This is a genomic window from Simplicispira sp. GW247-4R2A, assembly GCF_059424465.1.
Genome location: NZ_JBWKZM010000003.1, coordinates 78,437 through 104,712, shown reverse-complemented (window position 1 = coordinate 104,712; position 26,276 = coordinate 78,437). Strand labels below are relative to the sequence as shown.

Here is a 26,276-nt window from a genome sequence, read left to right as displayed (position 1 = left end):
GCGCGGCTGCATGCCGGATCAAGCCTTGCGCTTGCGGCAGCACTAAGGAACGGGCTTGCACGCCGCGCCGGGCTGCGTGGCCTCCTTCAGCCAGGCGATCAGGTCCGACCGCTCGGCGGCGTCCTTCACCCCGGCATAGCCCATGGTGGTTCCGGGCAACGCTTTCATGGGATCTTTCAGGAAGACGTTGAGCGTCTTCTCATCCCACACCCATGGGCTCTCCCGCATGGCCTTGGAATAGGCGTCGTAGCCGGGAGCGGTGCCAGCATGGCGCCCAAACAGCCCGCAGTGCTGGGGGCCCGTGCGGTTGCCCTCGATCGCATGGCAGGCGGCGCAGCGCGCGTACACCTGCTCACCGCGCGCCAGCGCTGCGGCATCCGGCGCCGCATGGGCACCAGCGGCGAGCAAGCCGCCCGCCAGCCCCAGCGCCACGACAAGCTGGCGCGGCTTCATGACATGAAGGCCGAAGGCACGGGAGCCTCGCCCAGGACCTGGCGCAGCACGGCCCAGTGCATGGCCTCGTCGCCCAGGATGCTCGCGGCAACCTGCGCCAGCGCACGGTCGGCGAACAGGGGCACGGCGCCCAGGTAGGCCGAGATGGCGCCGCGCTCCAGACCCGCCGCGAAGCGCAGCACGTCGGCTTCCACCTTGAGTTTTTCCACGGGAAAGTGGTATTTCTCCTTGGCCACCACGGGCTTGCCGCCGAGTTTTTGCACCGTGCCGGCAATGGCCGCCGCATGCTCCTTGTGGTGCCCCTGGAACGCGACGGCCACCGGCAGCACCGCCTTGCTCAGCAGGCCGCTCTCCGCGCCCACCTGGTAGGCCGCCACCGCCTCCAGCTCCGCGCCAAGGGCGGTATTGAGGATGCGCACATCGGCCTCCAGCTCCTGGGCGCTCACCTTGGCACCAGCGGCCAGCGCGTCGCGCCCGCCCAGCAAGGCCACGGCGCTGGCCGACAGCACGGCGGCGCCGGATGCCGACATGGCGCGGCGGCGCGAGAGAAACAAGGCCTGCGAGGGGACGTAAATGGAAGGGTTCTTCATGGTTTTCTCCGTGGGTTGATGAACCGTTGCGCCGGCATCTGGAACGGCCGGCAAATTTGAACAAGGTGGCTCTGGTCAGGCGCAGCGCTGCAGGCCGTACGCGCGGTACGGCCAGACAGGACGGGGTCGCCAGAGGGGTGTTTTGGCCGCGCTCAGTGCCGCGCAATGAGATGGCGCTGCTGCAGCTCGGCCACCACATGGCGCACCACTTGGTCGCAGCGCTCGCCGGCAAAGGCAAAGACGCTCTCGGCATGCGCCTCAATCTGCGCGCCCAGCGCATCGCGCAGCAGGGCGCGGGCGCGCAGGTAGCGGGTCTTGACGACGGCGTCGCTCACCTGCAGGCAATACGCCGCCTCGTCCACGCTCATTTCCTGCACGGCGCGCAGGATGAACACGCTGCGGTAGATGGGCGGCAGCCCCTCGATGGCGGACTGCAGCAGGGCACGCAGCTCGGTGCGCGCCAGCACGGATTCGGGCGATACGCCCGCGGGAGCGCTAAAGGACATCATGTGCTCCGGAGAAGGCTCGTGGTCCAGATCGTGGGAGTCGAGCGGCACCGACCGGTTGCGCTTGCGCAGCACGTCCAGCGCGACGTTGATGGCAATGCGCGCCATCCAGGTCGCCAGCGATGCGCCCCCCTGGAAATCCCGCAGCCGGGTAAAGGCGCGCAAATAGGTTTCCTGCACCACGTCCTGCGCCTCGGCGTCGTCGGAGACCACTCCGCGCGCTGCGCGGAACAGCACCCGGTTGTGGCGCCGCATGATGGCTTCGAAGGCACTCTGCTCTCCTTGCAGAGCACTCGCCACCAGCTGCTCGTCGGAACGAAGGGTGGGAACGGTGGGCAGAGCGTTGGCTAGGGACAAGGACTGCATGGTGGACTCGCTTTTTTGGGGGCTTGTGACCATTGGACGCTGAGGATCCCAAAAAGGTGACAGCCGTCCGGATATCCGCAATGGCCGCATGCCCAGGCCGGCTTCCGACTCCGGGCCAGAATGGACCCTGTCTCGCTGTCACGGAATTCGCCCATGAAAATCGCTCTGCTCTCCGACCTGCACCTGTCCGTGCAGCCCCTGGAACTGCCGCACACAGACGCCGATGTCGTCGTCCTGGCCGGCGACCTGCAACGCCCTGCGCAAGGCATGGCCTGGGCGCGGCGGTTCAGCCAGCCCACGCTCTACGTCGCTGGCAACCACGAGTTCTATGGCTCCGACCTGGTGAGCACCATGGCTGCCCTGCGCACCGAGGCGCAGGGCAGCCCGGTGCGCGTGCTGGAACGCGAGGAATGGCGCCATGGCGGCGTGCGCTTTCTGGCCTGCACGCTGTGGTCGGATTACCGGCTGTTCGACTCGCCCGCGCAGCGCGAGGAAGGCCTGCAGAAGGCGCAGGCCTTCGTGCGCGACTTCAGCCGCATCGGTCTGACCCCGGATTTCCCGGACCGTTTTACGCCCGCCGCCTCGCAAATGCTGTTTGACCAGTCCGTCGCCTGGCTCGAAGCACGCTTTGCCGAGCCCTTCGATGGCCCCACGGTCGTGGTCACGCACTTTGCGCCCTCTCCCGGCAGCATCGCGCCGCAGTTTGTCGGCTCACCGCTGAACGCCTGCTTTGTCTCCAACCTGGAAGCGCACATCCTGCGCTGGCAGCCCCGCCTGTGGCTGCACGGCCACGTGCACCACAGTTGCGACTACCAGGTGGGCGCCACGCGCGTCGTGGCCAACCCGCGCGGCTATGCGCCCAAAGGCGTGGTCGAAAACGCGCAATTCGCGCCCGGCCTGCTGATTGAAGTCTAAAAACCCACTAGCCAGGACGACGATGGCGGCCCGGGCGGCCATGGGACAATTCGGCCAATGCACGCACTTTTTGAAGATTCCGGCAAGTTCTTCGCCGGCCGCATCCTGTCAGAAGCCGAATCCTCTGCCCAGGTCGAGCTCGACTCGGGCAAGCGAGTCAAGGTCAAGGCCGCCAACCTGCTGCTCAAGTTCGAGAAGCCCGCGCCGGCCGAACTGCTCGCGCAGGCCCAGGCACTGGCCGAGTCCATCGACCTGCCGCTCGCCTGGGAATTCGCACCCGAAGGCGAATTTGGCTTTGCCGACCTGGCACGCGACTATTTTTCCGAGCACGCCACACTGACCGAGCAGGCCGCCGCGCTGTTTCGCCTGTACGAGGCACCGCACTACTTCCGCCGCGCGGGCAAGGGGCGCTTCAAAAAAGCACCGGCCGACATCCTGCAGCAGGCGCTGGCCGCCATCGAGAAGAAAAAGGCCGTTCTGGCACAGATTGCCGAGTGGGCCGAGCAACTCGGGCAAGGCGTTTGCCCGGCGCCGATCCGCGAACAGCTCTACAAGATCCTGTTTCGACCCGACAAGAACGCGCCCGAATACAAGGCCGTGGTCGAAGCCAGCCGCGCCACGCACACCGCGCCGCTCGACCTGCTGCAAAAGGCGGGGGCCATTGATTCAAGCTACCAGTTCCACTGGAAGCGCTTTTTGTTCGACAACTTCCCCAAGGGCACGGCCTTCCCTGCGCTCGATGCGCCGCAGCCGCCGGCCGATCTGCCGCTGGCCGAGGTGCAGGCGTTCTCGATCGACGATTCGCAGACCACCGAAATCGACGATGCGCTCTCTGTCACTGGGCTGGGCACCGGCACGGTGACACTGGGCATCCACATCGCGGCGCCGGGCCTGGCGATTGCGCCCGGCAGCGCCATCGACCAGCTCGGCCGCCAGCGCCTGTCCACCGTCTACATGCCCGGCTACAAGCTCACCATGCTGCCGGACAGCGTGGTGCAGATCTACACGCTGGACGAGGGCCGCGCCAACCCCGCCGTGTCGCTGTACTGCACGATCGACGAAGCCACGCTGGAGATCACCGCCACCGAGACGCGTCTGGAGCGCGTGCCCGTGGTGGCCAACCTGCGCCACGACCAGCTCGACCACATCGTGACCGAGGCCTGGCTGGCCGACCCGAGTATTGAGGTCGAAAACACGCCTGAGCGCTTATCCGGCCTACGCCCTCAGCTATCTTTCTTGCACCGTTTGGCACAGAAACTCAAAGCCGGGCGCGAAGTGGTGCGCGGCAAGCCCGAGAACTTCAACCGGCCGGATTACAACTTCCGCCTCGTGGGCGGAGAGGGCGGCGAGCCGAGTGGCAGCGAAACCGTGCAGATCACCACCCGCCAGCGCGGTGCCCCGCTGGACCTCATCGTCGCCGAGGCGGCCATCGTCGCCAACAGCACCTGGGGCCAGTGGCTCGCCAGCCTGGGCGTTCCCGGCATCTACCGCAGCCAGGCCAGCATGGCGCCGGGCGTGAAGGTGCGCATGGGCACCAAGGCCTTGCCGCACGCCGGCATGGGCGTGAAAAGCTATACCTGGGCCACCAGCCCGCTGCGCCGCTATGTCGATCTGGTGAACCAGTGGCAGATCATTGCCTGCGCACGCCACGGCGCCACGGCAGCGCTGGCCGCGCCGTTCAAGCCCAAGGACGCCGAACTGTTCTCCATCATCAGCAACTTCGACGCCACCTACAGCGCCTACAACGGCTACCAGGCGGGCATGGAGCGCTTCTGGACGCTGAAATACCTGGAGCAGAACGGCATCACCGAATTGGAGGCCACGGTCTTCAAGGAAGGCCCCGGCGGCAGTTTTCTGGTGCGCGCCGATACGTTGCCCCTGGTCTTCCCGGTGCTGGGCGCGCAGAACCTGCCGCGCGGCGCGCGCCTGCTTGTGAAGCTCGGTGAGGTGGACGAAATCACGCTCGACCTGCACGGCACGGTGCTCGAACGCCTGGACGATCCGCTGGACACCAGCGACGACGGCCTGGTGGACGACGAGGGTGGCGACGATGGCGAGGACGGCGACAGCGCCGTCGCCGGCCCGATTGCCATCGCGGTGGATATGAACGAACCCGAAGCGGCCCCGGCCGACGCTGCTGCGCCGTGAAACTGCCCGCCTCGCTCCGCACCTTCAGCACGCTGCAAATCACGCTGGCGTTTTCGGTGCTGGCGCATGCGCTGCTGCTGTCGGTGCGCTTCGTCGCACCCGAGCAGTTCGACCGGGTGTTCCAGGACACGCCGCTGGAGGTGATCCTGGTCAACGCCCGCACCCATGAGCCGCCACCCGAGAAGGCCCAGGCCATTGCCCAGCAAACGCTGGCCGGCGGCGGCGAAGCGGCCAAAGGCCGCGCCACCAGCCCCCTGCCCTACTCGGCCCTCACCCGTGTGGGCGACGATTTCGAAGACGCGCAGAAAAAAGCCGACGCCCTGCTGGAGCAGCAAACCCAGCTGCTCGCCCAACTGCGCCGCCAGGTCGCCGCGCTGCCCCCCCCCGACCCGCGCAAACCCGCCCAGAGCGAGGGCGAGAAAGCCCAGGAAGAGCGCCGCCGCCAGCTCGTCAAGATCCTGGCCGAGATCGAGCGGCGCATCAACGAAGAAAACGCCCGACCCAAGAAGCGCTACATCAGCCCCGCCACGCGCGAAGCGGCCTACGCCGTGTACTACGACGCCCTGCGCCGCAAGGTGGAAGACAAGGGCACGCTGAACTTTCCGGAGAAGGGCGGGCAAAAGCTCTATGGCGAGCTGACCATGATCGTCACCGTCAACCACGACGGCCGCGTGCTGGAAACCGAAATCGTCCAGGGCTCGGGCAACAGCCTGCTGGACCACCGTGCCGAGGCGATTGCCCGCGCCGCCGGCCCCTTTGGCCCCTTCACCGCCGAGATGCGTGCCAAGGCCGATCAGATCGCGGTCGTCTCGCGCTTCAAGTTCACGCGCGACCAGACACTGACGACCGAAGTGCGATAGCGCTCCCCGGCGTCCCTGGCGCATGCCAGCCAAGATGCCTGCGCCAGGAAGAAACACCATGACGTCATCCGCCCCATCCTTCGATCTGTACTGCGTGCTCGGCAACCCCATTGCCCACAGCCGCTCGCCCTGGATTCACACCCGCTTTGCCGAACTGACGGGCGAGCGCCTGCGCTACGAGGCGCGCCTGGTGCCGCTGGACGGCTTTGCGTCCGCCATTGCCCGGCTCGCCGCCGAGGGCGCGCGCGGCTGCAACGTCACCGTGCCCTTCAAGCTCGAAGCCGTGGCCGCCGCCACCCGGCGCAGCGAACGCGTGCAACTGGCGGGCGCCGCCAACACCCTGAGCTTTGTGAACGGCGCCATCCTGGCCGACAACACCGACGGACTGGGCCTGGTGGCCGACATTGCGCGCAATGCCGGTTTTGGCATGGCCGGGCGCGACGTGCTGCTGATCGGTGCCGGCGGCGCCGCGGCCGGGGCGCTGGCCCCACTGCTGGCAGCCGGCCCGCGCCGCGTGGTGGTGGCCAACCGCACGCTGGCCCGCGCCGAGGCGCTGGTGCAGACCCACATGCCGCTGGCCGTGCTACACAAAACAAAGCTATTAGCGCAATCCACACAAGCGCTGGAGCATGATTTTGATCTCATTATCAACGCCACGGCAAGCAGCCTGGCGGGCGACGTGGTACCGGTGCCGGCGCGGGTGCTGCGCCCCGGCAGCCTGGCCTACGACATGATGTACGGCCCAGCAGCCCAGGGCTTTCTCGACTGGGCCACTGCCGGCGGGGCGCAGGCGCGCGACGGCCTGGGCATGCTGGTGGAGCAGGCAGCAGAAGCCTTTGCCCTCTGGCGCGGCGTGCGCCCGCCCAGCGCGCAGGTGCTGCAGGAGATGCGCACTGCAAGCGCCGCCGCAGCGACCGGCGCAGCGCGGCCATGAAAGCCGTTTGGCGCTGGGTGGCACTGGTGGCCATGGCGTTGGTCGCGCTGCAGCTCTTCTTCGTGTTGCGCATTGCCGCCATGGCCGTGGTGGACCCGCAATCGACCAGCTTTCAGCGCAGCGAGATCTGGGCCCAACTGCACGGTGGCGGCTTGCACTGGCACCAGCAGTGGCTGCCGTACGCGCAGATTGCCGAGCCCCTGAAACGCGCGGTGATTGCCTCGGAGGACGACGGGTTCGTCAACCACGACGGCGTCGACTGGAACGCCATCGAAAAGGCCTGGGAGCGCAACAACCGCGCCGAGCAGCAGGCCGCCAAGGCCAGCGCCCGCGCGCCGGACCGCCCGGTGCGAGCCGCCAAGATCCGCGGCGGCTCCACCATCACGCAGCAACTGGCCAAGAACCTGCTGCTCTCGGGCGAGCGCACGCTGCTGCGCAAAGGCCAGGAATTCGTGTTGACCATGCTGCTTGAACGACTGCTCTCCAAGCAGCGCATCCTGGAGATGTACCTCAACAGCGTGGAATGGGGCGACGGCGTCTTTGGCGCCGAAGCGGCGGCGCAGCGCTACTATAGGAAAAGCGCCAGCCGCCTGAACAGCCAGGAAGCCGCGCGCCTGGCCGTCATGCTGCCGGCGCCCAAGCGCTTCGAGAAGAACCCCGGCTCGGCCTACATCGCCGGGCGCACGCGCACCATCCTGGGACGCATGGCCAGCGCGGAGCTTCCTTAGGGTTACATCAGTTGCTGGCGCTGCCGGCCCAGGCCTTCGATTTCCAGCTCCACCACGTCGCCCGCCTGTAGGTATGGGAAACGCCCCGACATCGCCACGCCCTCGGGCGTGCCGGTGAGGATGACGTCACCGGGCTCCAGCACCAGGTACTGCGAGAGGTCGTGCACGATCTGGTCCACGCTGAAAATCATGTCGCGGGTCGAGGAATCCTGGCGCGGCTCGCCATTCACCCAGGAGCGGATGCGCAGACCGTCTGGCAAGACTTCATCGGACGTGACCAGCATGGGGCCGAGGGGGCAGAAGCCGGGCAGGGACTTGCCTTTGCCCCACTGCGAGCCGCTGCGCTCGAGCTGAAACACCCGCTCAGAGAGGTCGTTGGCGACGCAGTAGCCGGCAATGTGCGCCCGTGCTGCCGCCACCGAGGGCAGGTAGCTGGCGCGCTGGCCGATGACCACTGCCAGCTCCACCTCCCAATCGATGCGCGTGGCGCCGCGCGGCACGGCCACCGCGTCGTTCGGGCCAGCCAGGGTGTTGGGGTGCTTGAAGAACAGCACTGGCTGCTGCGGCGCCGGCATGCCGGACTCCGCCGCGTGCGCCGCGTAGTTGAGCCCGATACACAGCAGCGCCTGCGGCCGCGCCACCGGCGCGCCCACGCGCAGGGCCTGGACGTCGTGCACCTGGGAAAGCTCGCCGCGCTGCAGCGCCCGTGCAACGCGCTCTGCACCTTGCGCACTCCAGAACGCGCCGTCGATGTCCGCCGTCACAGGACGGAGGTCGAAATACTGTCCCTGCCACAGGGCCACGGGGATTTCCTGGCCCATGGGGCCAAGGCGGAGAAATTGCATGGTCTCTTTCTTCTGTCAGCAGGAAAAATAGGAAGCACCCAAAAGGCCAAGGGGTCCAAAGGGGCTAAAGACTTGGGCCCGCGCTCAACCGGTGATCTGCGGCTCCACCAGCAGTGCCAGCTGCACCAGCGATTCCTGCCAGCCCAGCAGACACTGGTCCACCGGGATCACGGCCGGCAGCCCCTCTTGCAGCACATTGAGTTCCGTGCCGCAGCCCACGGCGCGCAATTGCACCGTGGTCTGCATGTCGCCAGGCAAATTCGGATCATCAAACCGGTCGGTGTAACGGATGCGCTCGCCAGGCACCAGTTCCAGATAGGTGCCGCCAAAGCTGTGCTTCTCGCCACTGCCGAAGTTGGTGAATGCCATGCGGTAGTGGCCGCCCACGGTGGCGTCCATATGCTCAACCGCGCAAGTGAAACCATGCGGCGGCAGCCATTTGGCCATGGCGGCTGGGTCGAGAAACGCGCGGTAAACGCGCTCGGGGCTGGCGCGCAGCACGCGCTGCAGGCGGACGGTGCCGGTCTCCATGTCAGGCTCCTCAAGAATCGGATGGCTTCATTTTGCAGGGACGCAGGCCGCGCTGCAATCGCGCCCGTATCATGGCTGGCGCACGCCCACCGCGTTTCCCATGCACCAAAATTTTTGGTTAAATCGGCCTGTAGCGCTTATTTCATAAGCGCAAATAGCTCACTATTCAATAGCACATGCGCATACTCGGCATCGACCCTGGCCTGCAGACCACGGGCTTTGGCGTCGTCGACGTGGACGGCCACCAACTCGCCTATGTGGCCAGCGGAACCATCCGCACCACGCAGCTCGCGCTGGGCGATCTGCCGGGGCGCCTGAAGGTCTTGTTCGACGGCATCAGCGAGGTGGTGGCGCGCTACCAGCCCGACGTGGCGACCGTGGAGATCGTGTTCGTCAACGTCAACCCGCAGTCCACCCTGCTGCTCGGCCAGGCGCGCGGGGCGGCCATCACGGCACTGGTGGCGCGCGACCTTCCGGTGGCCGAATACACCGCCCTGCAAATGAAAAAAGCGGTCGTCGGCCACGGCCGCGCTGCCAAAAGCCAGGTGCAGGAGATGGTGCGCCGCCTGCTCAACCTGCCCGGCCTGCCCGGAACCGATGCGGCGGATGCTCTTGGTATGGCCATCACCCATGCCCATGCCGGGGCCGCCATGGCGCGGCTGGGCGAAGCGGCTACGCTCCACCGCCGCCAGCACGCGATGTACAAGGGCGGACGCAGCTACTGACGCTGGCCGCGGATCAAGCCGAAAAGCGCGTGCCCCCGTGCGCTGGCTCGGATGCCAGCGGCGCATCACCGCGCACCTGGTTACCGCCCTCCTGCTTGGAGAGGTACATGCTGCGATCGGCATGGCCGAGCAAGGCCGCCGCGTCACCCCCATCGTCGGGATAAAGCGCCGTGCCAATGCTGGGATGCATGTGCAGCACGCTGCCCTCCAGATCGAACGGATGGGCGAAAGCGGCCAATACTTTCTGCGCCACCGTCCGGGCATGTTCCTTCTGGCGCCCGCTCTCGAGCAGCACCACGAATTCATCGCCACCCAGGCGTGCCACGGTGTCGGAGGCGCGCACACAGCCTTGCAGGCGCCCGGCGACCCGTTGCAGCAAAAGGTCGCCCATGGCGTGCCCCAGGCTGTCGTTCACGCGCTTGAAATCGTCCAGATCGACAAACAGCAGCGACACCAGCGTGCCATCGCGGCGCGCACGCGCCAGGGCAATCTGCAAGCGGTCCATCAGCACCATGCGATTGGGCAAGCGGGTGAGCGCGTCGAACTGCGCCATCTGCTGCAGGCGCTCGTGCGTTTGCTTGCGCTCGATGGCGGTAGCCACCTGGGTCGAGACGAACTGCAAAAGCTCCTGATCCGTGGACGTGTAGCCCCCCTCTTCGCCGTAGCTCTGCAGCACCAGCACGCCGATCACGCCGCTCTCGGAGCGCAAAGGCACGCCAAGCCAGTACCGTGCCTGGGACGCCATATCGGCAGGCGGTACCCGTGCGGACACCCCATGGCGAGCGTCTGGCGTGATCAGCAAGGTGCTGGCGGTGCGAACCACCTCGGCGCAGCGCGAATCGCTGCACAGTGGTGCGCTGGGCGCTGCCGCATGCGCGTTGGCATGGTAGGCATAGCGCAGCTCGCCATTGGTGGGATCGCGCAGCACCACCGAGAAGTTGGTTGCCACCACCAGCCGCCCGATGATTCCGTGGATGTGCTCAAAGAGCGACTCCAGGTTTTGTGCGGCATGCGCGGCTTCCGAGATGGCATAAAGCGCTGCCTGCCGGGTCTCGTGCTGCTTGCGCTCGGTGATGTCGTGCGCCACCGCCAGACGCACCTGCCGGTCGGGCAGCCAGCGTGCGGTCCAGAGGATGTGGGCAATGCGCCCGTCCTTGCGCAGGTAGCGGTTTTCAAACTGCAACTGCAAATCGCCCGCCATGATGCTGGCGACCTGGCCCTGCGTGGCGGCCAGGTCCTCGGGGTGCAGCATATCGAGCATGCGCCGGCCCACGACTTCCTGCGGCGTGTAGCCAAAGATGCGCTCGAACGCGGCGCTAACGAAAACAATCCGGCTGTCTGCCTGCACGATGCATACGGCATCGAGCAGCAGGTCGATCACCTTCAGGGAAGAAATGTCGTGCATGAAACAGTCGTGCAAGGGCTCGGCAGTGGATGACGGGCCATTGTGCCGGTCTGCGCCGCACTGCGCTGGCGCCTGCCAGAACTGGCTGCTTGCGCCTACCGCTCTGCGGGCAAGGCCAGCGTCAGCGTGGCTGCAGCGCCGGAGGGACCGAGGCGCGCCTCGCGCGGCCCCAGTGCCTGGAGCACCAGATCACCATCCACGCGCGCGCCCACACGGAACGGTTTCGCGGGTTGCCCGGCGACGGCAATCAACGCCGCGCCACCGGTGCCATCCCGGTCGGTGAGCACGCCCAGCAGGGCATAGCGGCTGCCGGCCGTGGTGGCCGCGCCGGGCGTCAGGGGGGACGGCACCGCGCCCAGCAGCCGTGCGATCGCCTGCACATCCGGCGCGGCGACGGGAGCGGGGCTGGCGGGTGCCGCCGGTGGGGACACCGGCGTGCTCAGGCGCAAGCCCCAGAACACCGCGCTGGCGGCCGCCAGCGCCCACAGGGCAAGCGTGCTCAGGCGCACGGGCCAGGGGCTGGGGGTAAGGCGGCTCATCGCACGATTATCATTCAGCGCACACGCAACCCGGCGCTCTTGCGCCCGCCCCAACCTCCATGACCCTCGCCCTCAACCTTGCCCGAACCGCCCGCCGGCGCCTCGCTGCCGGTTTCACCCTGATCGAGCTGATGGTGGTGCTGGTGATCATCGGCGTGCTGGCCGCGCTGATCGTGCCCAACGTGCTCGACCGCGCCGACGATGCCCGCACCACGGCGGCGCGCACCGACGTGACCAATCTGATGCAGGCGCTCAAGCTCTACCGCCTGGACAACCAGCGCTACCCCACCGCCGAGCAGGGCCTGCAGGCGCTGGTGGCGCGGCCTAGCTCCGGCCCGCCGCCCGCCAACTGGAAGCCGTACCTGGAAAAGCTCCCCAACGACCCCTGGGGCCGGCCCTACCAGTACCTGAACCCCGGCATCAAGGGTGAGGTGGACGTGATGTCCTTTGGCGCCGACGGCCAATCGGGAGGCGAAGGCAAGGATGCGGATATTGGCAGCTGGCAGTAAAAAGCCCAACGGTTTTACCCTGCTGGAGCTGCTGCTCGTCATCAGCATCATGGCCCTGGCCACGGCCGGGGTGTCGCTGGTGCTGCGCGATCCGTCCGAAACCCAGCTGGAGCGCGAGGCCGACCGCCTGGCAGCGCTGCTGGAAGGGGCGCGGGCGCAGTCGCGGGCGGCCGGGGTGCCGGTGCGCTGGCGCCTGGCGCCCAATGGATTTCACTTTGACGGTCTGCCGGCCAGCAGCACCCTGCCCACGCAGTGGCTGGACCCCAATACGCGCGCTTTCGTCCCCGCACCGCTGCTGCTGGGGCCGGAGCCGCTGATTCCACCGCAAACCGTGGTACTGAGCCAGGCCAGCCACCCGGAGCGGCGCCTGCAAGTGGCGACCGATGGCCTGCGGCCCTTTGCCGTGCAGGCTGCGCCTTGATGAAATTCACATTCCGCCGTCCCCCGGCGCACGGCTTTACGCTGATCGAGGTGCTGGTGGCGCTGGGCATCGTGGCCATCGCGCTGCTCGCGGGCAGCCAGGCCACGGGCGCGCTGGTGCGCAATGGCGCGCGCCAGTCCGACGTCATGCTGGCCCACTTGTGCGCTGAAAACGCGCTGGTGGCGGTGCGCCTGTCGCGCCAGATGCCCGCCATTGGCGAGAGCGTGCAAGGCTGCGAGCAGGCCAGCGAACGCTTTGACCTGACGCTGGTGGTGCGGCCCACGCCCAACCCCAGTTTTCGCCGCGTCGACGCCCAGGTGCGCAGCCGGAGCGGGCCGGTGCTGCGGCTCTCGACCATCGTGGGGCGCAGTTGAACCGGCGCGGCCCACGATCTGCGCGCGGCTTCACGCTGATTGAGCTGCTGATCGCCATCGCCCTGCTGGGCTTGATGGCCCTGATGAGCTGGCGCGGCATCGACGGCATGGTGCGCACCCAGCAGCAGACCAAGGCGCGGGGCGACGCCCTGCTCACGCTGCAGGCCGCGCTGGGCCAATGGGGCGCCGATCTGGATGCGCTGGTAGCGCTGCCCTACACCACACCGATTGACTGGGACGGCCAGGCGCTGCGCATCACACGGCGCAGCAGCGCGGGGGGCGACGCAGGCGCTTTGGTAGTGGCCTGGAGCCAGCGCGAGGTGGCGGGCACCACGCAGTGGCTGCGCTGGCAGTCGGCGCCAGTGACCACGCGCGGCGACTTGCAGCGCGCCTGGGACCAGGCCGCCGTGTGGGCCCGCAGCCCAGGCGACGCTGAGCGACGCAGCGAAGTGGCTCTGCTGCCGCTGGCCGGCTGGCAGATTTTCTATTTCCGCGGCAATGCCTGGAGCAATCCGCTCTCGAGCAGCGGCACGCCCACCGCCCAAAGCATTGGCCAGGCGAGCCCCGCCGCCAAGGCGCAGGCGCTGGTGCCCGACGGCATTCGCCTGCAGCTTGATCTCGGCCCAAACGACGCACTGGCCGGGCGCCTGACGCGCGACTGGGTCAACCCGCTGAATGGGGGCGGGAAATCGTGAACCGCCGCCTTGGACGTGCACGCACGCGCGGCGCCGCGCTGCTCGCCGCCATGCTCACCGTGACCCTGGTGGCCACCTTTGCCGCCGCCGCCATGTGGCAGCAGTGGCGCAGCATCGAGATCGAGACGGCCGAGCGCGCGCGCATCCAGTCGGCCTGGATTCTGATCGGCGCCCTGGATTGGTCGCGCCTGATCCTGCACGAGGATGCGGTCGCCGGGGGCGGTGACAACCTGGCCGAGCCCTGGGCCGTACCCCTGGAAGAAGCCCGTTTGTCCACCTTTCTCGCCGCGCAGGATGGCAACGCGCAGAACGGTGCCAGCACCGACACGCAGGACGCATTTTTGTCGGGCCGCATCATCGACCTGCAATCGCGCCTGAACGTGGGCAGCCTGGTGGCGAGCGGTGTGGTTCAGCCCGCGGTGCACGCCCAGTTTGCCCGGCTCTTTTCACAACTCGGCCTGCCTGCAACCCAGCTGGAGACGCTGGAGCAGGCGCTGGTGCGCGCCACCGCCCCTCAAGTGGCGGAAGGCGGCGACGCGCCCCTGATGCCCCAGCAAGTCGAGCAATTGCCATGGCTGGGGCTGCCCACGGCGACGGCGGCGCTGCTGGCACCCTACGTCACCGTGCTGCCCGAGCGCACCCCTGTCAACCTCAACACCGCCAGCCCCGAAGTACTGCAGGCGGCCATTGATGGGCTGGACCGCGCCGGCACCGAGAGCTTGGGCACGGCCCGCGAGACGCGGCCCTTCCGATCGCTCGAAGACGTGCGCGCCCTGCTGCCCACGCGGCCCACGCTCTCTACCACCGAACTGAGCGTGGGCAGCAGCTACTTTGAAGTGCAGGGCCAATTGCGCCTGGGCGACGCGGTGGTGAAGGAGCGCTCGCTGGTGCACCGCATCGGCACCCAGGTCAGCACCCTCTGGCGCACCCGCGTGGCAGACCTGGCGCCCGCCGCGACTCCCTGAGCCACACCCCTACAATGGCCCGCGAAATTCGCCCATGAGCATTCTTGTCCTCACCCTTCCTCTGGCCAACGGCACGCTCAGCTCTGAATACAGCTTCGCGCTGAGCCAGGACGGCCACCAGATCACCCGCCACGGCCGCGCCACCGCCGCCCTGCTGCCCGCCACTGGCCGGGCTGCGGGCGAGTTGGTGGCGCTGGTGCCGGCGCAGGCGCTGTCGTGGCAGCGCGTGCAACTGCCCCCTGGCGTGGCCTTGAACAGTCCGCGCATGCGCGCCGTGCTCGAAGGTCTGCTGGAAGACCATGTGCTTGACGAGCCCGCACGCCTGCACTTTGCGCTTGCGCCCGGCGCGGCGGCTGGTGCAAGCGCCTGGGTGGCGGTCTGCGACCGCGCCTGGCTGCGCGGCGCGCTGCAGGCCCTGGAGGCGGCGGGCCACCCGGTGGCGCGCGTGGTGCCCGAGATCGCGCCCGGTGCGAGCGCCCCCGCCCTGCACTTCGCCGGCACCACCGAGGCGCCGCTGGTGCTGGCCACCGGCCTGCCACCCGAGGGCGCGGTGGCCGTGCTGCCGCTCACGCCCGCGGCGCTGGCGCTGCTGCCCGCGCAGGCGCAAGGCGACGAACCGATCACCGCCACCAGCGAAAGCGCCGTGGCCGGCCTGGCCGAGCAGACCCTGGGCCGGCCTGTGGCGCTGGTCTCCGCCGGCGACCGTGCCCTGCAGGCCGCGCGCGGCCGCTGGGATCTGGCGCAGTTCGACCTGGCCAGCTCGGGCCGCACCCGTGCCATGCGCAAAGCGGGGGGCTTGCTGGGCGCACTGCTGCAGGCGCCCCAGTGGCGCGCGGCGCGTTGGGCGGGCGCGCTGCTGGTCCTGGCGCAAATCGTCGGTTTGAACGCCTGGGCTTGGCAAGAGCGCTCGGCGTTGGCGACCAAAGAAGCGGCGGTGAGAAACACGCTGACCGCGACCTTCCCCAAAATCAAGGTGGTGGTCGATGCGCCGCTGCAAATGGAGCGCGAGCTGGCGCTGCTGCGCCAGGCCAGCGGGGCCCTGGCGCCGGCCGACCTGGAACCCATGCTGGCGGCTGCGGGCAGCGCGCTGGCTACACAGGGCGGCGCCAGCGCCATCGACTACAGCCCAGGCGCTTTGCAACTGCGGGGACTGGCGCTCTCGGCCGAAGCCCAGGCCGCGGCAGGCAATGCGCTGCAGGCACAGGCCTACCAATTGAGCAGCGCGAACGACAGCCTGTGGCTGCGTCTGGCGGGCCGGCCATGAGCGCAATGCCGAACCGCCCCCACCCAGCGCGCACCGCACGGCGCTGCACCGAGGTGTCCCAATGAGCACGCCCAGTACCGCCGCCGCCCGCCCCGCCTGGCGCACCCGCTGGGACGCCATGGCCCCGCGCGAACGCCGCCTGGTGCTCGCCGCTGCGCTGCTGGTGGCTGCGGCGCTGGCGTGGTGGTGGCTGCTGGCACCCGCCCTGCGCACCCTGCGCGAGGCGCCCGCGCGCCATGCCGCGCTGGACGCCCAACTCGAACATATGCAGACGCTGGCCGCCGAGGCCCGCCTGCTGCAAGCCGACGCCAGCACCCGCCCCAGCCAGGCCGAGGCCCAGCGTGCGCTGCAAAGCGCCACGGCGGCACTGGGGTCCGGCGCGCGGGTCAGCTTAATGGGCGAGCGCGCCACCGTTGGCCTGCAAGGCGTGCCCGCTGCGGCCATCGCCCCCTGGCTGGCCCAGGTGCGTGGCAATGCGCGCAGCGTGCCGGTAGAGGCCCACCTGACGCGCAGCAGCGCCAAGCCGCCGACCCAGCCGGTAGCGGGTGCAGTGCCCCCTAAAGCCCCCCCTGCAGGCGAAGCGCGCTGGGATGGTGCCATCGTGTTCGCCCTGCCCGCGCAGTAGATCCGCACACGTCTTTGCATGGCCACCACCCCCTTCTCCCGCTCACGCCCGCGCACGCGCAGCGCATTGCGGGGCCGCAGCGCGCCGGGCACCGCGCCGCACGCACCCTGGGGCTGGGCGCTCGCCGGTGCGCTGCTGGGCGGCGGCGGCGCGTTGCTCGCGGCGCTGCCCGCGCACTGGATGGCCGTGGGCGTGGAGCGCGCCAGCGGCGCGCAGCTGCAACTGGCGGCAGCGCGCGGCAGCGTCTGGAACGGCTCGGCCCAACTGGTGCTGGCGGGCGGCAGCGACAGCCAAAGCACGACTGCCTTGCCGGGGCGTGTGCACTGGCGCTTGCGTCCGAATTGGAGCGGGCTACAAGCCGAATTTTCGGCCGACTGCTGCACGCAGGCGCCCCTGCGGCTGCAGGTACAGCCACGCTGGGGCGGCCTGCGCCTGGCCTTGGCCGACGGCCAAAGCCGCTGGCCAGCCGCCGTGCTGACGGGCCTGGGAACGCCCTGGAACACACTGCAACTGCAGGGCCAACTCGCCTTGCAAACACAAGGCCTGGTGATCGAATCGGTGCGCGGCCGCGTGGTGCTGCGCGGATCGGCCCAACTCGACGCCCTGGACGTGTCCTCGCGCCTGTCCACGCTGCGGCCCATGGGCAGCTACCGGCTGGCGCTGGCCGGAGGCGAGGCGCCCACGCTGCAGCTCTCGACCCTGGCGGGTGCGCTGCAGCTCTCGGGCAGCGGGCAATGGGTGGGCCAGCGCCTGCGCTTTGCCGGCGAGGCGCAGGCAGCGCCGGGGCGCGAGCCGGCGCTGTCGAATCTGCTCAACATCATCGGGCGCCGCGTAGGCGCGCGCTCACTCATTTCGCTCGGCTAACACCGCAAAACTTATGTCCAGCCCCGCTCAGTACATTCCGCGCCATTGGCATCCCACTATTGTTTCAATAGCTGCTTGCGCTTTATTGATAAGCGCTGGAGGCCAAATTCATGCCCAAACTTCTGCGACGCCCAACCCGCAAAGCGTGCGCCCAGGCGAGCCGGTCACGCTGAACTTCGCCAACGCCGACATCGAAGCCGTGGCGCGCACCATGGCCACCATCACCGGGCGCAACGTGGTGGTGGACCCGCGCGTCAAGGGCCAGCTCAATCTGGCGACCGAGCGTGCGGTCACGCCAGCAGCCGCCTTCGAGCAGTTCCTGGCGGCGCTGCGCCTGCAGGGCTACACGGTGGTCGAAGCGGGCGGACTCTACAAGGTGGTGCCCGAGGCGGAAGGCAAACTCCAGGGCAGCAGCGTGCGCGTGTGGCAGGGCGGCGCGCCAGCCGCGGCAGGGGGCGGGCAGATCGTCACGCAGATCTTCAAGCTCAATTTCGAGAACGCCGCCAACCTGGTGCCGGTGCTGCGCCCGCTCATCAGCCCGAACAACACCATCAATGTGAACCCCGGCAACAACTCGCTGGTGATCACCGATTACGCGGACAACCTGCAGCGGCTCGCCCGCATCGTCGCCGCGATGGACGTCTCCAACGCCAGCGACGTGGAAGTGATTCCGCTGAAGAACGCCATCGCCTCCGACCTCGCGCCCCTGGTGGCGCGGCTGATCGAGGGGGGAACCTCCTCCGCCACCGGGGCGACACCGGGCGCCGCGCAGAGCCAGACGGACAGCGCTTTCAAAACCACGCTGTTGGCCGACCCCAGCAGCAACTCGCTGATCCTGCGCGCCGCCAACCCGGCGCGCCTGGCCCAAGTGCGTGCGCTGGTGCAAAAGCTCGACCAGGCGCCTGCACCGGGCAGCAGCGCAGCCAACGGCAACATTCACGTGGTGTATCTGAAGAATGCCGACGCCACCAAATTGGCCGCCACGCTGCGCGCCGCCATGGCGGCGGGCGGAGGTTCCGGTTCCAGTAGCAGCAGCAGCCCTGGACCTGCGGCAAGCAGCACGAGCGGCCTGAACAGCGCCACGGCGGGCACCAATACCGCCTCGGCCAGCAGTACGGGCATGGGGAGCAGCAGCGGCGGCGGCCTGAGCACCGGGGGCGGCAATCTGAGCGGCGCCAGCAACACGGCGCCGTCGACCGGCGGGCAGATCCAGGCCGATCCGGCCACCAACTCGCTCATCATCACGGCACCCGAGCCGCAATACCGGCAACTGCGCGCCGTGATCGACCAACTCGACGGCCGGCGAGCGCAAGTGCTGGTGGAGAGCCTGATCGTCGAGGTCACGGCCAGCAAGCTGGCCGAGTTCGGCATCCAGTGGCAGGGCATCCTGGGCAAGCAGGGCGACGGCACCATCGGCGTGATCGGCACCAACTCGGCCCAATCGGGCGCCAACATCGTGAACATCACGGCAGCGCTGGCCAGCGGCTCCACGACCACTGCGGCCACTGCCCTGGGCACACTGGGCAAGGGCCTGAACCTGGCCCTGGCGCCGCGCATCAATGGCCAGTATTACCTGGGGGCGCTGGCCAATTTCCTGCAAAACAGTGGCGACGCCAACGTGCTCTCCACCCCCAACCTGATGACGCTGGACAACGAGGAGGCCCGCATCATCATCGGCAACAACGTGCCCTTCGTCACCGGCTCGTACGCCGCCAGCGCAGGAACCAGCACGGTGAACCCGTTCACCACCGTCGAGCGCAAGGACGTGGGCCTCGTGCTGCGGGTGCGCCCGCAGATCAGCGAAAACGGCACGGTCAAAATGTCCATCTACCAGGAAGTGTCCAAGATCGACAGCAGCACCCTCACGAATGCCAACGGGCCTACCACCAGCAAGCGCTCCATCGAATCGAACGTGGTGGTGGACGACGGCAACATCATCGTCATTGGCGGCCTGCTGGAAGATTCCTACAGCTCGGGTGAAGACAAGGTGCCGTTGTTTGGCGACATCCCGGTCGTCGGCAACCTGTTTCGCAGCGAAAACCGCTCGCGCAACAAGACCAATCTGATGGTCTTCCTGCGGCCCACGGTGATTCGTGACAGCGCCGCCAGCAATGCACTGACGGTGGACCGCTACGAGGCGATTCGCGCGCTGCAGCAACAGGCCCAGCCCACGCCGAGCACGCTGCTGCACCCGGTGTCGGGCGCGCCGGTCCTGCCGCCGCTGCCCGCACGGCCCGCTGCGACGCAGACCAACATCGTCACACAGCCCGATTTCCCCGCAGGCAACTGATGGCCTACCCTTTGCCCTATGCGTTTGCGCGCGGAGCCCAGTTGCTGCTGGAAGCCGACGGCGAGCAGCTCGTGCTGTGGCACGGCCCGGCGCCGCAAGCCGGGCCCTTGAGCGAAGTGCTGCGCAAATACCCGGTGCAGCGCCTGCAGCCGCTCGACGCCCACACCCTCGCACAACGCATCAGCGCCGCCTACTCGCAGCGCGAATCCAGCGCCGCCACGGTGGTCAGCGAGGTGGAAAGCGACGCCGACCTCTCGCGCATGATGCAGGAGCTTCCGGCCGTCGAAGACCTGCTCGAAGCCGCCGACGACGCGCCCATCATCCGCATGCTCAACGCCCTGCTCACGCAGGCGGCGCGCGATGGGGCGAGTGACATTCATATCGAGCCGTACGAGCGCCATTCGAGCGTGCGCTTCCGCGTGGACGGCACGCTGCGCGAGGTGGTGCAACCCAACCGCGCACTGCATGCGGCCTTGATCAGCCGCCTGAAGATCATGGCGGACCTCGATATTTCCGAAAAACGCCTGCCGCAGGACGGCCGCATCAGCCTGCGCCTGGGCACACGCGCCATCGACGTGCGCGTCTCCACCCTGCCCAGCGCCCATGGCGAGCGCGCCGTGCTGCGCCTGCTCGACAAAAGCGAGAGCCGCCTCACGCTCGAAGCCGTGGGCATGCAGGGCCCTACACTGGCGCGCTTCGAGGGCCTGATCCGGCAGCCGCACGGCATCGTGCTGGTGACCGGCCCGACCGGCTCGGGCAAAACCACCACCCTGTACGCGGCGCTGGGCCGGCTGGACGCGGCGCAGGCCAACATCATGACGGTGGAAGACCCGATCGAGTACGAACTGGCCGGTGTCGGCCAGACGCAGGTCAACGCCAAGATCGACCTCACCTTCGCCAAGGCTCTGCGCGCCATCCTGCGCCAGGACCCGGACGTGATCATGATCGGCGAGATTCGCGATTTCGAGACCGCGCAGATCGCCATCCAGGCCAGCCTCACCGGCCATTTGGTGCTGGCAACACTGCACACCAACGACGCCGCCAGCGCCGTCAACCGCCTGACCGACATGGGGGTGGAACCCTTCCTGCTGTCGAGTTCGCTGCTTGGTGTACTGGCGCAGCGCCTGGTGCGCAAAACCTGCACCGCGTGCCACGGCCAGGGGTGCGATGCCTGCGGCCAGACGGGCTACAGCGGCCGCACCGGGCTCTTCGAGCTGCTCGTGACCACCGACGCGCTGCGCGCGCAGATCCACAACCGGGCGTCGGAGGCCGACGTGCGCGCCGCGGCCCTGGCCGGCGGCATGCAACTGATGCGCGAAGACGGCGAGCGCCTGATTGCCGCGGGCGTCATCAGCCGGGAGGAAGTGCTGCGGGTGACGCGGGATTGAACATGTGGTTGACGGCGACGCCCGCGAAGGCATAACATACGTTATAACTTCGAACCGCTGCTATGCACACGCTCAAACTCACCCAAATCGGAAATTCAGTCGGCGCCATTTTTCCCAAAGAATTGCTGGCACGCCTTGACCTGACCAAGGGCGACGAACTCTACGTCACCGATTCGCCTGACGGCTTGCGCATCACCACGCACAACCCCGATTTCGAAGCCCAGATGAAACTGGCCCGCGACATCATGCGTGAGCGGCGCGCGGTATTGCACGAACTGGCCAAGTAGGCCCCGCGCATGGCTCACTTCCTGTGGTTGGATCGCGCCGTCATTGTTGCAGTGCACGAAGCACAGCTTGCCGAACATGGGGGCAGTGCCGGTACGCGCGATGCAGGCTTGCTCGATTCGGCGCTGGCCCGCCCCGCCAACCTGCTCGCCTACGCCGCGCCCGACGCATTCGCGCTGGCCGCAGCCTACGGTTACGGCATCTCCCGCAACCATCCTTTCATCGACGGCAACAAGCGCACCGGTTTTGTCGCCGCTGAATTGTTCCTGCGCTTGAACGGCTACCACCTTGGCGCGAGCGATGCTGACTGCGTGCTCACCATGCTCGCCGTCGCCTCAGGCGAGTTCGGCGAAGAGGCCTTTGCCGCCTGGCTGCGCGAGCATGCCAAGGTAAAAGACTAGGTCTGCGCAGGCCCCTCCAGCCGCGAAACCCAGCTTTCCACCACGCCGCTGCCCAGCCGCCGATCCAGCAAACGCTGCCAATTGGCCGGCAGCGGCAGCACCCGCGCAGCACGCAGTTCGGCAATGTCCAGACTGGGCCGGTAAAGCAGGTCGAGCAGGCGCGCCAGCGGCCATTCGGGATACGGGCGTGCTTGCAGCAGCAGGTCCGCACCGGCCCAGAGCGCGCCCTCTTCCAGCACGCGGTAGTACCAGCCGGTGCGCCCGGTGCGCTGTACCTGCGCAGCCATGTCAGGGCGTCCAAAGCGCTCGTTGAGCTTCCAGCACGGCTGGCGGGCTTGCGAGACCTCCAGCAAGGCATCGCCCACGCGAAAACGGTCCCCCAGACACACGTCGGCCTCGGTCAGGCCGCTGCTGTGCAGGTTTTCGCCAAAAGCCGCCGGTGTGTCGAGCAGCGGGTGTGGCCCCAGTTCCGCACGCCAGGCGGCGCAATGCTCGCTGGGGTAATGGTGCACCGCCTTGTCCGGCCCACCATGGACCCGAAGGTCACCTTGCTCATCGCCCACCAGGCCGAGGGTGTGGCAATACACCTTGCCGGTGCGAACCTGCTTGTCGATGCCGCTGCGCGAACCGCGCGCGTAGGGCGCCGCCTGCCCGGTGCAGACCGACAGGACGCGACCCCAGGTCAAGCGAGCACCCACTCAGCGCCCCAAACCACGCTTGAGCTGCTTGAGCAGCAGCACCACCTGATTCGAAGCGTGGCGGTAGCCGCCATGGAACACGCGCAGCGCACGCTCGTACTCCCCGGCACGGCTGAGCTCGACGACCTCGACAGCCTGGGCATGAAAATAGGCATGGCGCGCTACGAGGATGTCAAAGGCCGGGTACTGGCCCAGCATTTGCCGTCCGGGGCCGGCGAGCCACTGGCCCAACGGGCAGGCTTCGGGGTTGCGCAATTCGTCCAGATTGATCGGGGTGTCGATCTCGCCGCTCAGTTGCTGGCGCAGCCGGTTTTTCCATGCCTCATGCCCGCTGATGGCGGCGTCGATATCGAATTCGAACGCCAGCGTGTTGGCGTACTCGGCATCCAGCACCAGTTCGCTCGCGTTGTCCTCGAAAGCCCAGGTGGTCTCCTGGCTTTCAGGGTCCTGCTCGCGCAGTTTGAACATTTTGCTGAAGAATCCCATGGAAGTACCCGATGCGTCGCGCCAACATGGCCCATGAAGCCATCATATAGACCCTGCAGCAATTGGATACACCCGCGCCGCTCACCGCCGAAAAGACCCTGTGAATGGGCCGACGCGGAATGCAAAACGCCCGCCAGGGTGGCGGGCGCTTGCTTCGGGGCGGCCTCACTCAGGGCCGGTCGATACTGCCCATCGCCTTCGGATAGGTCACGATGCCCCAGGGCATGCCCATCTCTCCGAGGTGCTTGGTCACCTCCAGCGAAGCGGCATCGATCACCACCAGTTCATTCGATTTGCCGCAGGCCACCAGGATCTGCTTGTCCTCAGGGGTGAAGCTGAAATGCCAGCAGCGATCACCGATCGGGATATCCTTGACCTTTTCATAGGTCTGGGCGTCGAAGACCTGGAGCAGCTTGTCCTTGTTGGAGGCCACGAAGATGCGCGAACCGCTGCGGTCGAAGGCCACACCGTAGGGCGTCTTGGCGGTGGCGACCTCCTTGACGACATCGAACTTGTCGTTGAGCACCAGCATCTTGTCCGAAAGCTCCAGTGTGGTCACCAGCGCCTTGCCGTCGGGCGACAGCTTGATGCCGCGCGGGCGGTTGCCGTACTTGCCAAGCGGGATGCTCTTGAGCAGTTTGCCGCTTTTGGCGTCGTGCACCGTCAGCGAGTTGTCCGATTCATTGGTGATGAACAGCTTCTTGCCATCCTTGGAGAACTCCAGACCCTCGGTTTCCGGCTTGCCGACGATGTCGTGAACGACCTTGCCCTGCTTCAGGTCCACGATGGCGATGTGCCCCGGAACGGCGCCATCGTCGTCCTTGGCGCCGTTCTTGGAGGGCGGGCCCGACTTGGCGCTGGGTTCGTAGGTGACATAGGCATAGCGGCCCTGGACACGAACGAATTCGGGGTTCTTGCCGATCGGCACATAGCGGATCACATGCCCTGTTTTGGTGTCGATCAGGGCAATGTTGGCGCCTCCCTTGTTGGCCGTTACCAGCATGGCGCCATCGGCGGTAATGCCAATGCCGCGCGGCCCGGTGACGCCAACATCGATGTTGTCCCTGGCCGTCATGGTCGCCAGGTCGATGACGCTCACCCCTGCTTCCTGATTCGATACATAGGCCACGCCACTGTCGGCAAACACCGGTGCAGCGCAGGACAAACCGAGGGCCAGCGGCATGGCGACCCGGCCAATCGCCTTGAGCAAATACTTGTTCATTGAGTCCACTCTTTTAAAAAATTTCTGACGCCACCCATGGGTGAAAGGTACGGCGGTATTGGTCGGCCAAACTGCCGTCAGCCCACGGAAACCCGAACGCACCCCTCCACAGCGAAGGCTACTGGCGCCCGGCAAGTCACCTAGGCGACTTTAGCAAGTTTCAGCGCCTGGCCCGATCCAATGGCAGCGCGCCCGATGCACCATTGCAAGCGGACATGTGCCAGACGCGGGCGAAAATTTTGCAGCATGTCCAAGGGCTCACCTAACCCGCACGCTCCTGCAAGGCGCGCCACAATGGCGGCATGACGGCTTCCATTCCTACCGCGCTCTCCCTGCTCGACCTCGTGGCCGTGCGCGAGGGCGGCAGTGTGCGCGATGCGCTCGCCATAGCGCTGGCGACGGCCCGGCATGCCGAATCTCTGGGTTTCAAGCGCTACTGGCTGGCCGAACACCACAACATGGAAGGCATTGCCAGCTCGGCAACGGCGGTACTGGTGGGCCACATCGCCGCTGGCACCGAGCGCATGCGCGTCGGCTCGGGCGGTGTCATGCTGCCCAACCACGCGCCGCTGGTGGTGGCCGAGGCCTTTGGCACGCTGGCCGAACTGTTCCCCGGCCGCATCGACCTGGGGCTGGGGCGCGCGCCGGGGACCGACCCGCTCACCATGCGCGCGCTGCGCCGCGACCGGCCCGAGACGCAGGAGGACTTCCCGCGCGACGTGGCCGAACTACAGCGCCTGCTGGCACCCCCCGAGCCAGGCCAGCGCCTGGTGGCCACGCCCGGAGCGGGCACTAACGTTCCCATCTGGCTGCTCGGCTCCAGTCTGTTTTCCGCCCAGCTCGCGGCCGAGCGCGGCCTGCCTTACGCCTTTGCCTCGCACTTTGCACCGCGTTTGCTGCTGCAGGCGATAGACCTGTACCGGCGCCTGTACAAACCCTCGGCACGCTGGCCCAAGCCCTACGTGGTGATTGGCGTACCGCTCATCGCCGCACCGACCGACGAGGAGGCGCAATTCCTCGCCGGCAGCACCTACCAGCGCGTGCTGGGCATCCTCAAAGGCGAACGGCGCAAGCTGGCGCCACCGGTAGCGGGGCTGGTGGAACACCTGTCGCCCCAGGAACGCGCCGCCATTGGTGAATTCCTTGCGGCAGCCGTCATCGGCGGGCCAGACACCGTGCGCTCCGGGATGGAGGCGCTGCTCAAGGCGACGCAGGCCGACGAGCTGATGCTGGTATGCGACGTGTTCGATCCGGCCTTGCGCCTGCGCTCGCTCGATATCGCCGCCGCCGCCCAGGCACAGCTGCAAGCCACGGGCAATTTTTAACTATTATTTCAATAGCCGCATACGCTTTACTAGCAAGCGCTAGCGGCCATTTTGGCTCTAGATTTAGCGCGCCAGATAGCCGCCGTCCACCGGGTAGTACGAACCCGTCACAAACGAGGCCTTGCTGCTCGCGAGCCAGAGCACCAGTTCGGCCACTTCCTCAGCACGGCCCAGCCGGCCGATGGGGTGGGCGGCGACCAGCATGCCGTTGACGGCCTGGTTCTCTTCCAGCGCGCTGATCATGGGCGTGTGGATGAAGCCCGGCCCGACGGCGTTGATGCGCACGCCCTGCGCGCTGTATTCCAGCGCTGCCGCCTGCGTCAGCCCTACGACTCCGTGCTTGGCTGCTGTGTACGCCGGTGCTCCGGCAAAACCCACGGCCCCCAGAATGGACGCCATGTTGACGATGGCGCCGCCGCCATTCTTGAGCATGGCCGGCAACTGGTACTTCATGCCATAGAACACACCCGAGAGGTTGATGCCCATCACCTGCGCCCAACCGTCCAGCGGGTAGTCGGCCGTGGGCGCCTGCGGGCCACCAATGCCGGCGTTGTTGCAGGCGATATCGAGCCGGCCGAACTTCTCCACGGCGCGCTGCACCAGCGCTTCGCAGTCCTGCGGCTGGCGCACATCGGCGGCCACAAACAGCGCCTCGCCGCCAAGCCCACGCACCTGGGCCACGGTTTGCTCGCCGCCGTCACGGTTGGTGTCGGAGACCACCACGCGCGCACCCTCGCGCGCCCAGGCCAGGGCAACGGCGCGGCCAATGCCCGAAGAACCGCCGGTAATCAATGCGACTTTGTCTTTCAGCATGGGAACTCCTTGCGGCCCCGGACCAAGCGCCGAGGCTTGCAGGCCATTGTGGACTGGGCGAACGCGTCCGGCCAGTGTGCAGCGGCTACTATTGCGGCCCATGCCG

General features: G+C 67.6%; 30 protein-coding genes. 19 read left to right on the top strand and 11 right to left on the bottom strand.

Going from position 1 to position 26,276, the window contains the following annotated elements:
• Positions 1 to 42: 42 nt before the first annotated feature.
• From AC07ZH_RS03510 to AC07ZH_RS03500, 3 genes are all read right to left on the bottom strand, one after another.
• Complete coding sequence (locus AC07ZH_RS03510; RefSeq protein WP_495198576.1) at positions 43 to 453, bottom strand: c-type cytochrome; 411 nt, start codon at positions 451 to 453, stop codon at positions 43 to 45.
• Positions 450 to 1,043: a ferritin-like domain-containing protein gene (locus AC07ZH_RS03505; RefSeq protein WP_495198575.1), complete on the bottom strand. Its 594-nt coding sequence runs from the start codon at positions 1,041 to 1,043 to the stop codon at positions 450 to 452. The genes AC07ZH_RS03510 and AC07ZH_RS03505 overlap by 4 nt, the downstream gene beginning before the upstream one ends.
• Before the next feature lie 152 nt (positions 1,044 to 1,195).
• The gene (locus AC07ZH_RS03500) at positions 1,196 to 1,915 is read right to left on the bottom strand and encodes an RNA polymerase sigma factor (RefSeq protein WP_119109475.1); all 720 of its coding nucleotides are present in this window, start codon (positions 1,913 to 1,915) and stop codon (positions 1,196 to 1,198) included.
• 153 nt (positions 1,916 to 2,068) lie between these two features.
• Between AC07ZH_RS03500 and AC07ZH_RS03495 the strand changes: the two genes are divergently transcribed.
• The 5 genes from AC07ZH_RS03495 to AC07ZH_RS03475 are packed head-to-tail and all read left to right on the top strand — an operon-like array spanning position 2,069 to position 7,500.
• Positions 2,069 to 2,830: a metallophosphoesterase gene (locus AC07ZH_RS03495; protein WP_495198574.1), complete on the top strand. Its 762-nt coding sequence runs from the start codon at positions 2,069 to 2,071 to the stop codon at positions 2,828 to 2,830.
• Positions 2,831 to 2,887: 57 nt separating this feature from the next.
• A complete protein-coding gene (locus AC07ZH_RS03490; RefSeq protein WP_495198573.1) occupies positions 2,888 to 4,978 on the top strand; it encodes a ribonuclease catalytic domain-containing protein in 2,091 nt (696 codons plus the stop codon).
• Complete coding sequence (locus AC07ZH_RS03485) at positions 4,975 to 5,838, top strand: energy transducer TonB (protein WP_495198572.1); 864 nt, start codon at positions 4,975 to 4,977, stop codon at positions 5,836 to 5,838. Before AC07ZH_RS03490 ends, AC07ZH_RS03485 begins: the two co-directional genes overlap by 4 nt.
• Before the next feature lie 58 nt (positions 5,839 to 5,896).
• Positions 5,897 to 6,772 carry a shikimate dehydrogenase gene (gene aroE / locus AC07ZH_RS03480; protein ID WP_495198571.1) on the top strand — a complete coding sequence of 292 codons (876 nt, stop codon included), beginning with the start codon at positions 5,897 to 5,899 and terminating at the stop codon, positions 6,770 to 6,772.
• Positions 6,769 to 7,500, top strand: a complete 732-nt coding sequence (locus AC07ZH_RS03475) for a transglycosylase domain-containing protein (RefSeq protein WP_119109030.1) — start codon at positions 6,769 to 6,771, stop codon at positions 7,498 to 7,500. Before aroE ends, AC07ZH_RS03475 begins: the two co-directional genes overlap by 4 nt.
• Before the next feature lie 2 nt (positions 7,501 to 7,502).
• On the opposite strand, the gene AC07ZH_RS03470 is transcribed toward AC07ZH_RS03475, so the two are convergent.
• Positions 7,503 to 8,345, bottom strand: coding sequence for a fumarylacetoacetate hydrolase family protein (locus AC07ZH_RS03470; protein WP_495198570.1), 843 nt, complete (start codon positions 8,343 to 8,345; stop codon positions 7,503 to 7,505).
• A gap of 84 nt (positions 8,346 to 8,429) precedes the next feature.
• Positions 8,430 to 8,876, bottom strand: a complete 447-nt coding sequence (locus tag AC07ZH_RS03465; RefSeq protein WP_495198569.1) for an SRPBCC family protein — start codon at positions 8,874 to 8,876, stop codon at positions 8,430 to 8,432.
• Positions 8,877 to 9,052: 176 nt separating this feature from the next.
• On the opposite strand from AC07ZH_RS03465, the gene ruvC reads away from it, so the two are divergent.
• The gene (gene ruvC, locus AC07ZH_RS03460; RefSeq protein ID WP_495198568.1) at positions 9,053 to 9,601 is read left to right on the top strand and encodes a crossover junction endodeoxyribonuclease RuvC; all 549 of its coding nucleotides are present in this window, start codon (positions 9,053 to 9,055) and stop codon (positions 9,599 to 9,601) included.
• 13 nt (positions 9,602 to 9,614) lie between these two features.
• On the opposite strand, the gene AC07ZH_RS03455 is transcribed toward ruvC, so the two are convergent.
• Both AC07ZH_RS03455 and AC07ZH_RS03450 read right to left on the bottom strand, forming a co-directional pair.
• Positions 9,615 to 11,006 (bottom strand): sensor domain-containing protein, encoded by a 1,392-nt coding sequence (locus AC07ZH_RS03455; protein ID WP_495198567.1) that lies wholly within the window; start codon positions 11,004 to 11,006, stop codon positions 9,615 to 9,617.
• Positions 11,007 to 11,101: 95 nt separating this feature from the next.
• Positions 11,102 to 11,545 carry a type II secretion system protein N gene (locus tag AC07ZH_RS03450; protein WP_495198566.1) on the bottom strand — a complete coding sequence of 148 codons (444 nt, stop codon included), beginning with the start codon at positions 11,543 to 11,545 and terminating at the stop codon, positions 11,102 to 11,104.
• Positions 11,546 to 11,604: 59 nt separating this feature from the next.
• Between AC07ZH_RS03450 and gspG the strand changes: the two genes are divergently transcribed.
• From gspG to AC07ZH_RS03390, 12 genes are all read left to right on the top strand, one after another.
• On the top strand, positions 11,605 to 12,054 hold the full coding sequence (gene gspG / locus AC07ZH_RS03445; RefSeq protein ID WP_119109036.1) for a type II secretion system major pseudopilin GspG: 450 nt from the start codon (positions 11,605 to 11,607) through the stop codon (positions 12,052 to 12,054).
• Complete coding sequence (locus tag AC07ZH_RS03440) at positions 12,029 to 12,475, top strand: prepilin-type N-terminal cleavage/methylation domain-containing protein (protein WP_119109037.1); 447 nt, start codon at positions 12,029 to 12,031, stop codon at positions 12,473 to 12,475. The genes gspG and AC07ZH_RS03440 overlap by 26 nt, the downstream gene beginning before the upstream one ends.
• On the top strand, positions 12,475 to 12,849 hold the full coding sequence (gene gspI / locus AC07ZH_RS03435) for a type II secretion system minor pseudopilin GspI (protein WP_495198565.1): 375 nt from the start codon (positions 12,475 to 12,477) through the stop codon (positions 12,847 to 12,849). Before AC07ZH_RS03440 ends, gspI begins: the two co-directional genes overlap by 1 nt.
• Positions 12,846 to 13,544 carry a PulJ/GspJ family protein gene (locus AC07ZH_RS03430; protein ID WP_495198564.1) on the top strand — a complete coding sequence of 233 codons (699 nt, stop codon included), beginning with the start codon at positions 12,846 to 12,848 and terminating at the stop codon, positions 13,542 to 13,544. The genes gspI and AC07ZH_RS03430 overlap by 4 nt, the downstream gene beginning before the upstream one ends.
• A complete protein-coding gene (gene gspK / locus AC07ZH_RS03425) occupies positions 13,541 to 14,509 on the top strand; it encodes a type II secretion system minor pseudopilin GspK (protein ID WP_495198563.1) in 969 nt (322 codons plus the stop codon). The genes AC07ZH_RS03430 and gspK overlap by 4 nt, the downstream gene beginning before the upstream one ends.
• Positions 14,510 to 14,543: 34 nt before the next feature.
• Positions 14,544 to 15,773 carry a type II secretion system protein GspL gene (gene gspL / locus AC07ZH_RS03420; protein ID WP_495198562.1) on the top strand — a complete coding sequence of 410 codons (1,230 nt, stop codon included), beginning with the start codon at positions 14,544 to 14,546 and terminating at the stop codon, positions 15,771 to 15,773.
• 61 nt (positions 15,774 to 15,834) lie between these two features.
• On the top strand, positions 15,835 to 16,398 hold the full coding sequence (locus AC07ZH_RS03415; protein ID WP_495198561.1) for a type II secretion system protein M: 564 nt from the start codon (positions 15,835 to 15,837) through the stop codon (positions 16,396 to 16,398).
• An 18-nt stretch (positions 16,399 to 16,416) separates the two neighbouring features.
• On the top strand, positions 16,417 to 17,262 hold the full coding sequence (gene gspN / locus AC07ZH_RS03410; RefSeq protein WP_495198560.1) for a type II secretion system protein N: 846 nt from the start codon (positions 16,417 to 16,419) through the stop codon (positions 17,260 to 17,262).
• A 13-nt stretch (positions 17,263 to 17,275) separates the two neighbouring features.
• A complete protein-coding gene (gene gspD, locus AC07ZH_RS03405) occupies positions 17,276 to 19,552 on the top strand; it encodes a type II secretion system secretin GspD (protein ID WP_495198559.1) in 2,277 nt (758 codons plus the stop codon).
• Positions 19,552 to 20,940 (top strand): GspE/PulE family protein, encoded by a 1,389-nt coding sequence (locus tag AC07ZH_RS03400; protein ID WP_495198558.1) that lies wholly within the window; start codon positions 19,552 to 19,554, stop codon positions 20,938 to 20,940. The genes gspD and AC07ZH_RS03400 overlap by 1 nt, the downstream gene beginning before the upstream one ends.
• A 62-nt stretch (positions 20,941 to 21,002) precedes the next feature.
• Positions 21,003 to 21,227, top strand: coding sequence for an AbrB/MazE/SpoVT family DNA-binding domain-containing protein (locus AC07ZH_RS03395; protein WP_119109045.1), 225 nt, complete (start codon positions 21,003 to 21,005; stop codon positions 21,225 to 21,227).
• Between the two features lie 9 nt (positions 21,228 to 21,236).
• On the top strand, positions 21,237 to 21,626 hold the full coding sequence (locus tag AC07ZH_RS03390; RefSeq protein WP_495198557.1) for a type II toxin-antitoxin system death-on-curing family toxin: 390 nt from the start codon (positions 21,237 to 21,239) through the stop codon (positions 21,624 to 21,626).
• On the opposite strand, the gene AC07ZH_RS03385 is transcribed toward AC07ZH_RS03390, so the two are convergent.
• From AC07ZH_RS03385 to AC07ZH_RS03375, 3 genes are all read right to left on the bottom strand, one after another.
• Entirely contained in the window at positions 21,623 to 22,312 is a 690-nt protein-coding gene (locus tag AC07ZH_RS03385; protein WP_495198556.1) for an MOSC domain-containing protein, read from the bottom strand. The genes AC07ZH_RS03390 and AC07ZH_RS03385 overlap by 4 nt on opposite strands.
• 12 nt (positions 22,313 to 22,324) lie before the next feature.
• Positions 22,325 to 22,810, bottom strand: a complete 486-nt coding sequence (locus AC07ZH_RS03380; protein ID WP_495198555.1) for a CZB domain-containing protein — start codon at positions 22,808 to 22,810, stop codon at positions 22,325 to 22,327.
• 169 nt (positions 22,811 to 22,979) lie between these two features.
• Complete coding sequence (locus tag AC07ZH_RS03375; protein ID WP_495198554.1) at positions 22,980 to 24,032, bottom strand: beta-propeller fold lactonase family protein; 1,053 nt, start codon at positions 24,030 to 24,032, stop codon at positions 22,980 to 22,982.
• A gap of 302 nt (positions 24,033 to 24,334) precedes the next feature.
• On the opposite strand from AC07ZH_RS03375, the gene AC07ZH_RS03370 reads away from it, so the two are divergent.
• The gene (locus AC07ZH_RS03370) at positions 24,335 to 25,357 is read left to right on the top strand and encodes an LLM class flavin-dependent oxidoreductase (protein WP_495198553.1); all 1,023 of its coding nucleotides are present in this window, start codon (positions 24,335 to 24,337) and stop codon (positions 25,355 to 25,357) included.
• A gap of 63 nt (positions 25,358 to 25,420) precedes the next feature.
• Here the strand turns inward: AC07ZH_RS03370 and AC07ZH_RS03365 are convergent, their stop codons facing one another.
• A complete protein-coding gene (locus tag AC07ZH_RS03365) occupies positions 25,421 to 26,170 on the bottom strand; it encodes an SDR family NAD(P)-dependent oxidoreductase (protein WP_495198552.1) in 750 nt (249 codons plus the stop codon).
• Positions 26,171 to 26,276 lie beyond the last annotated feature (106 nt).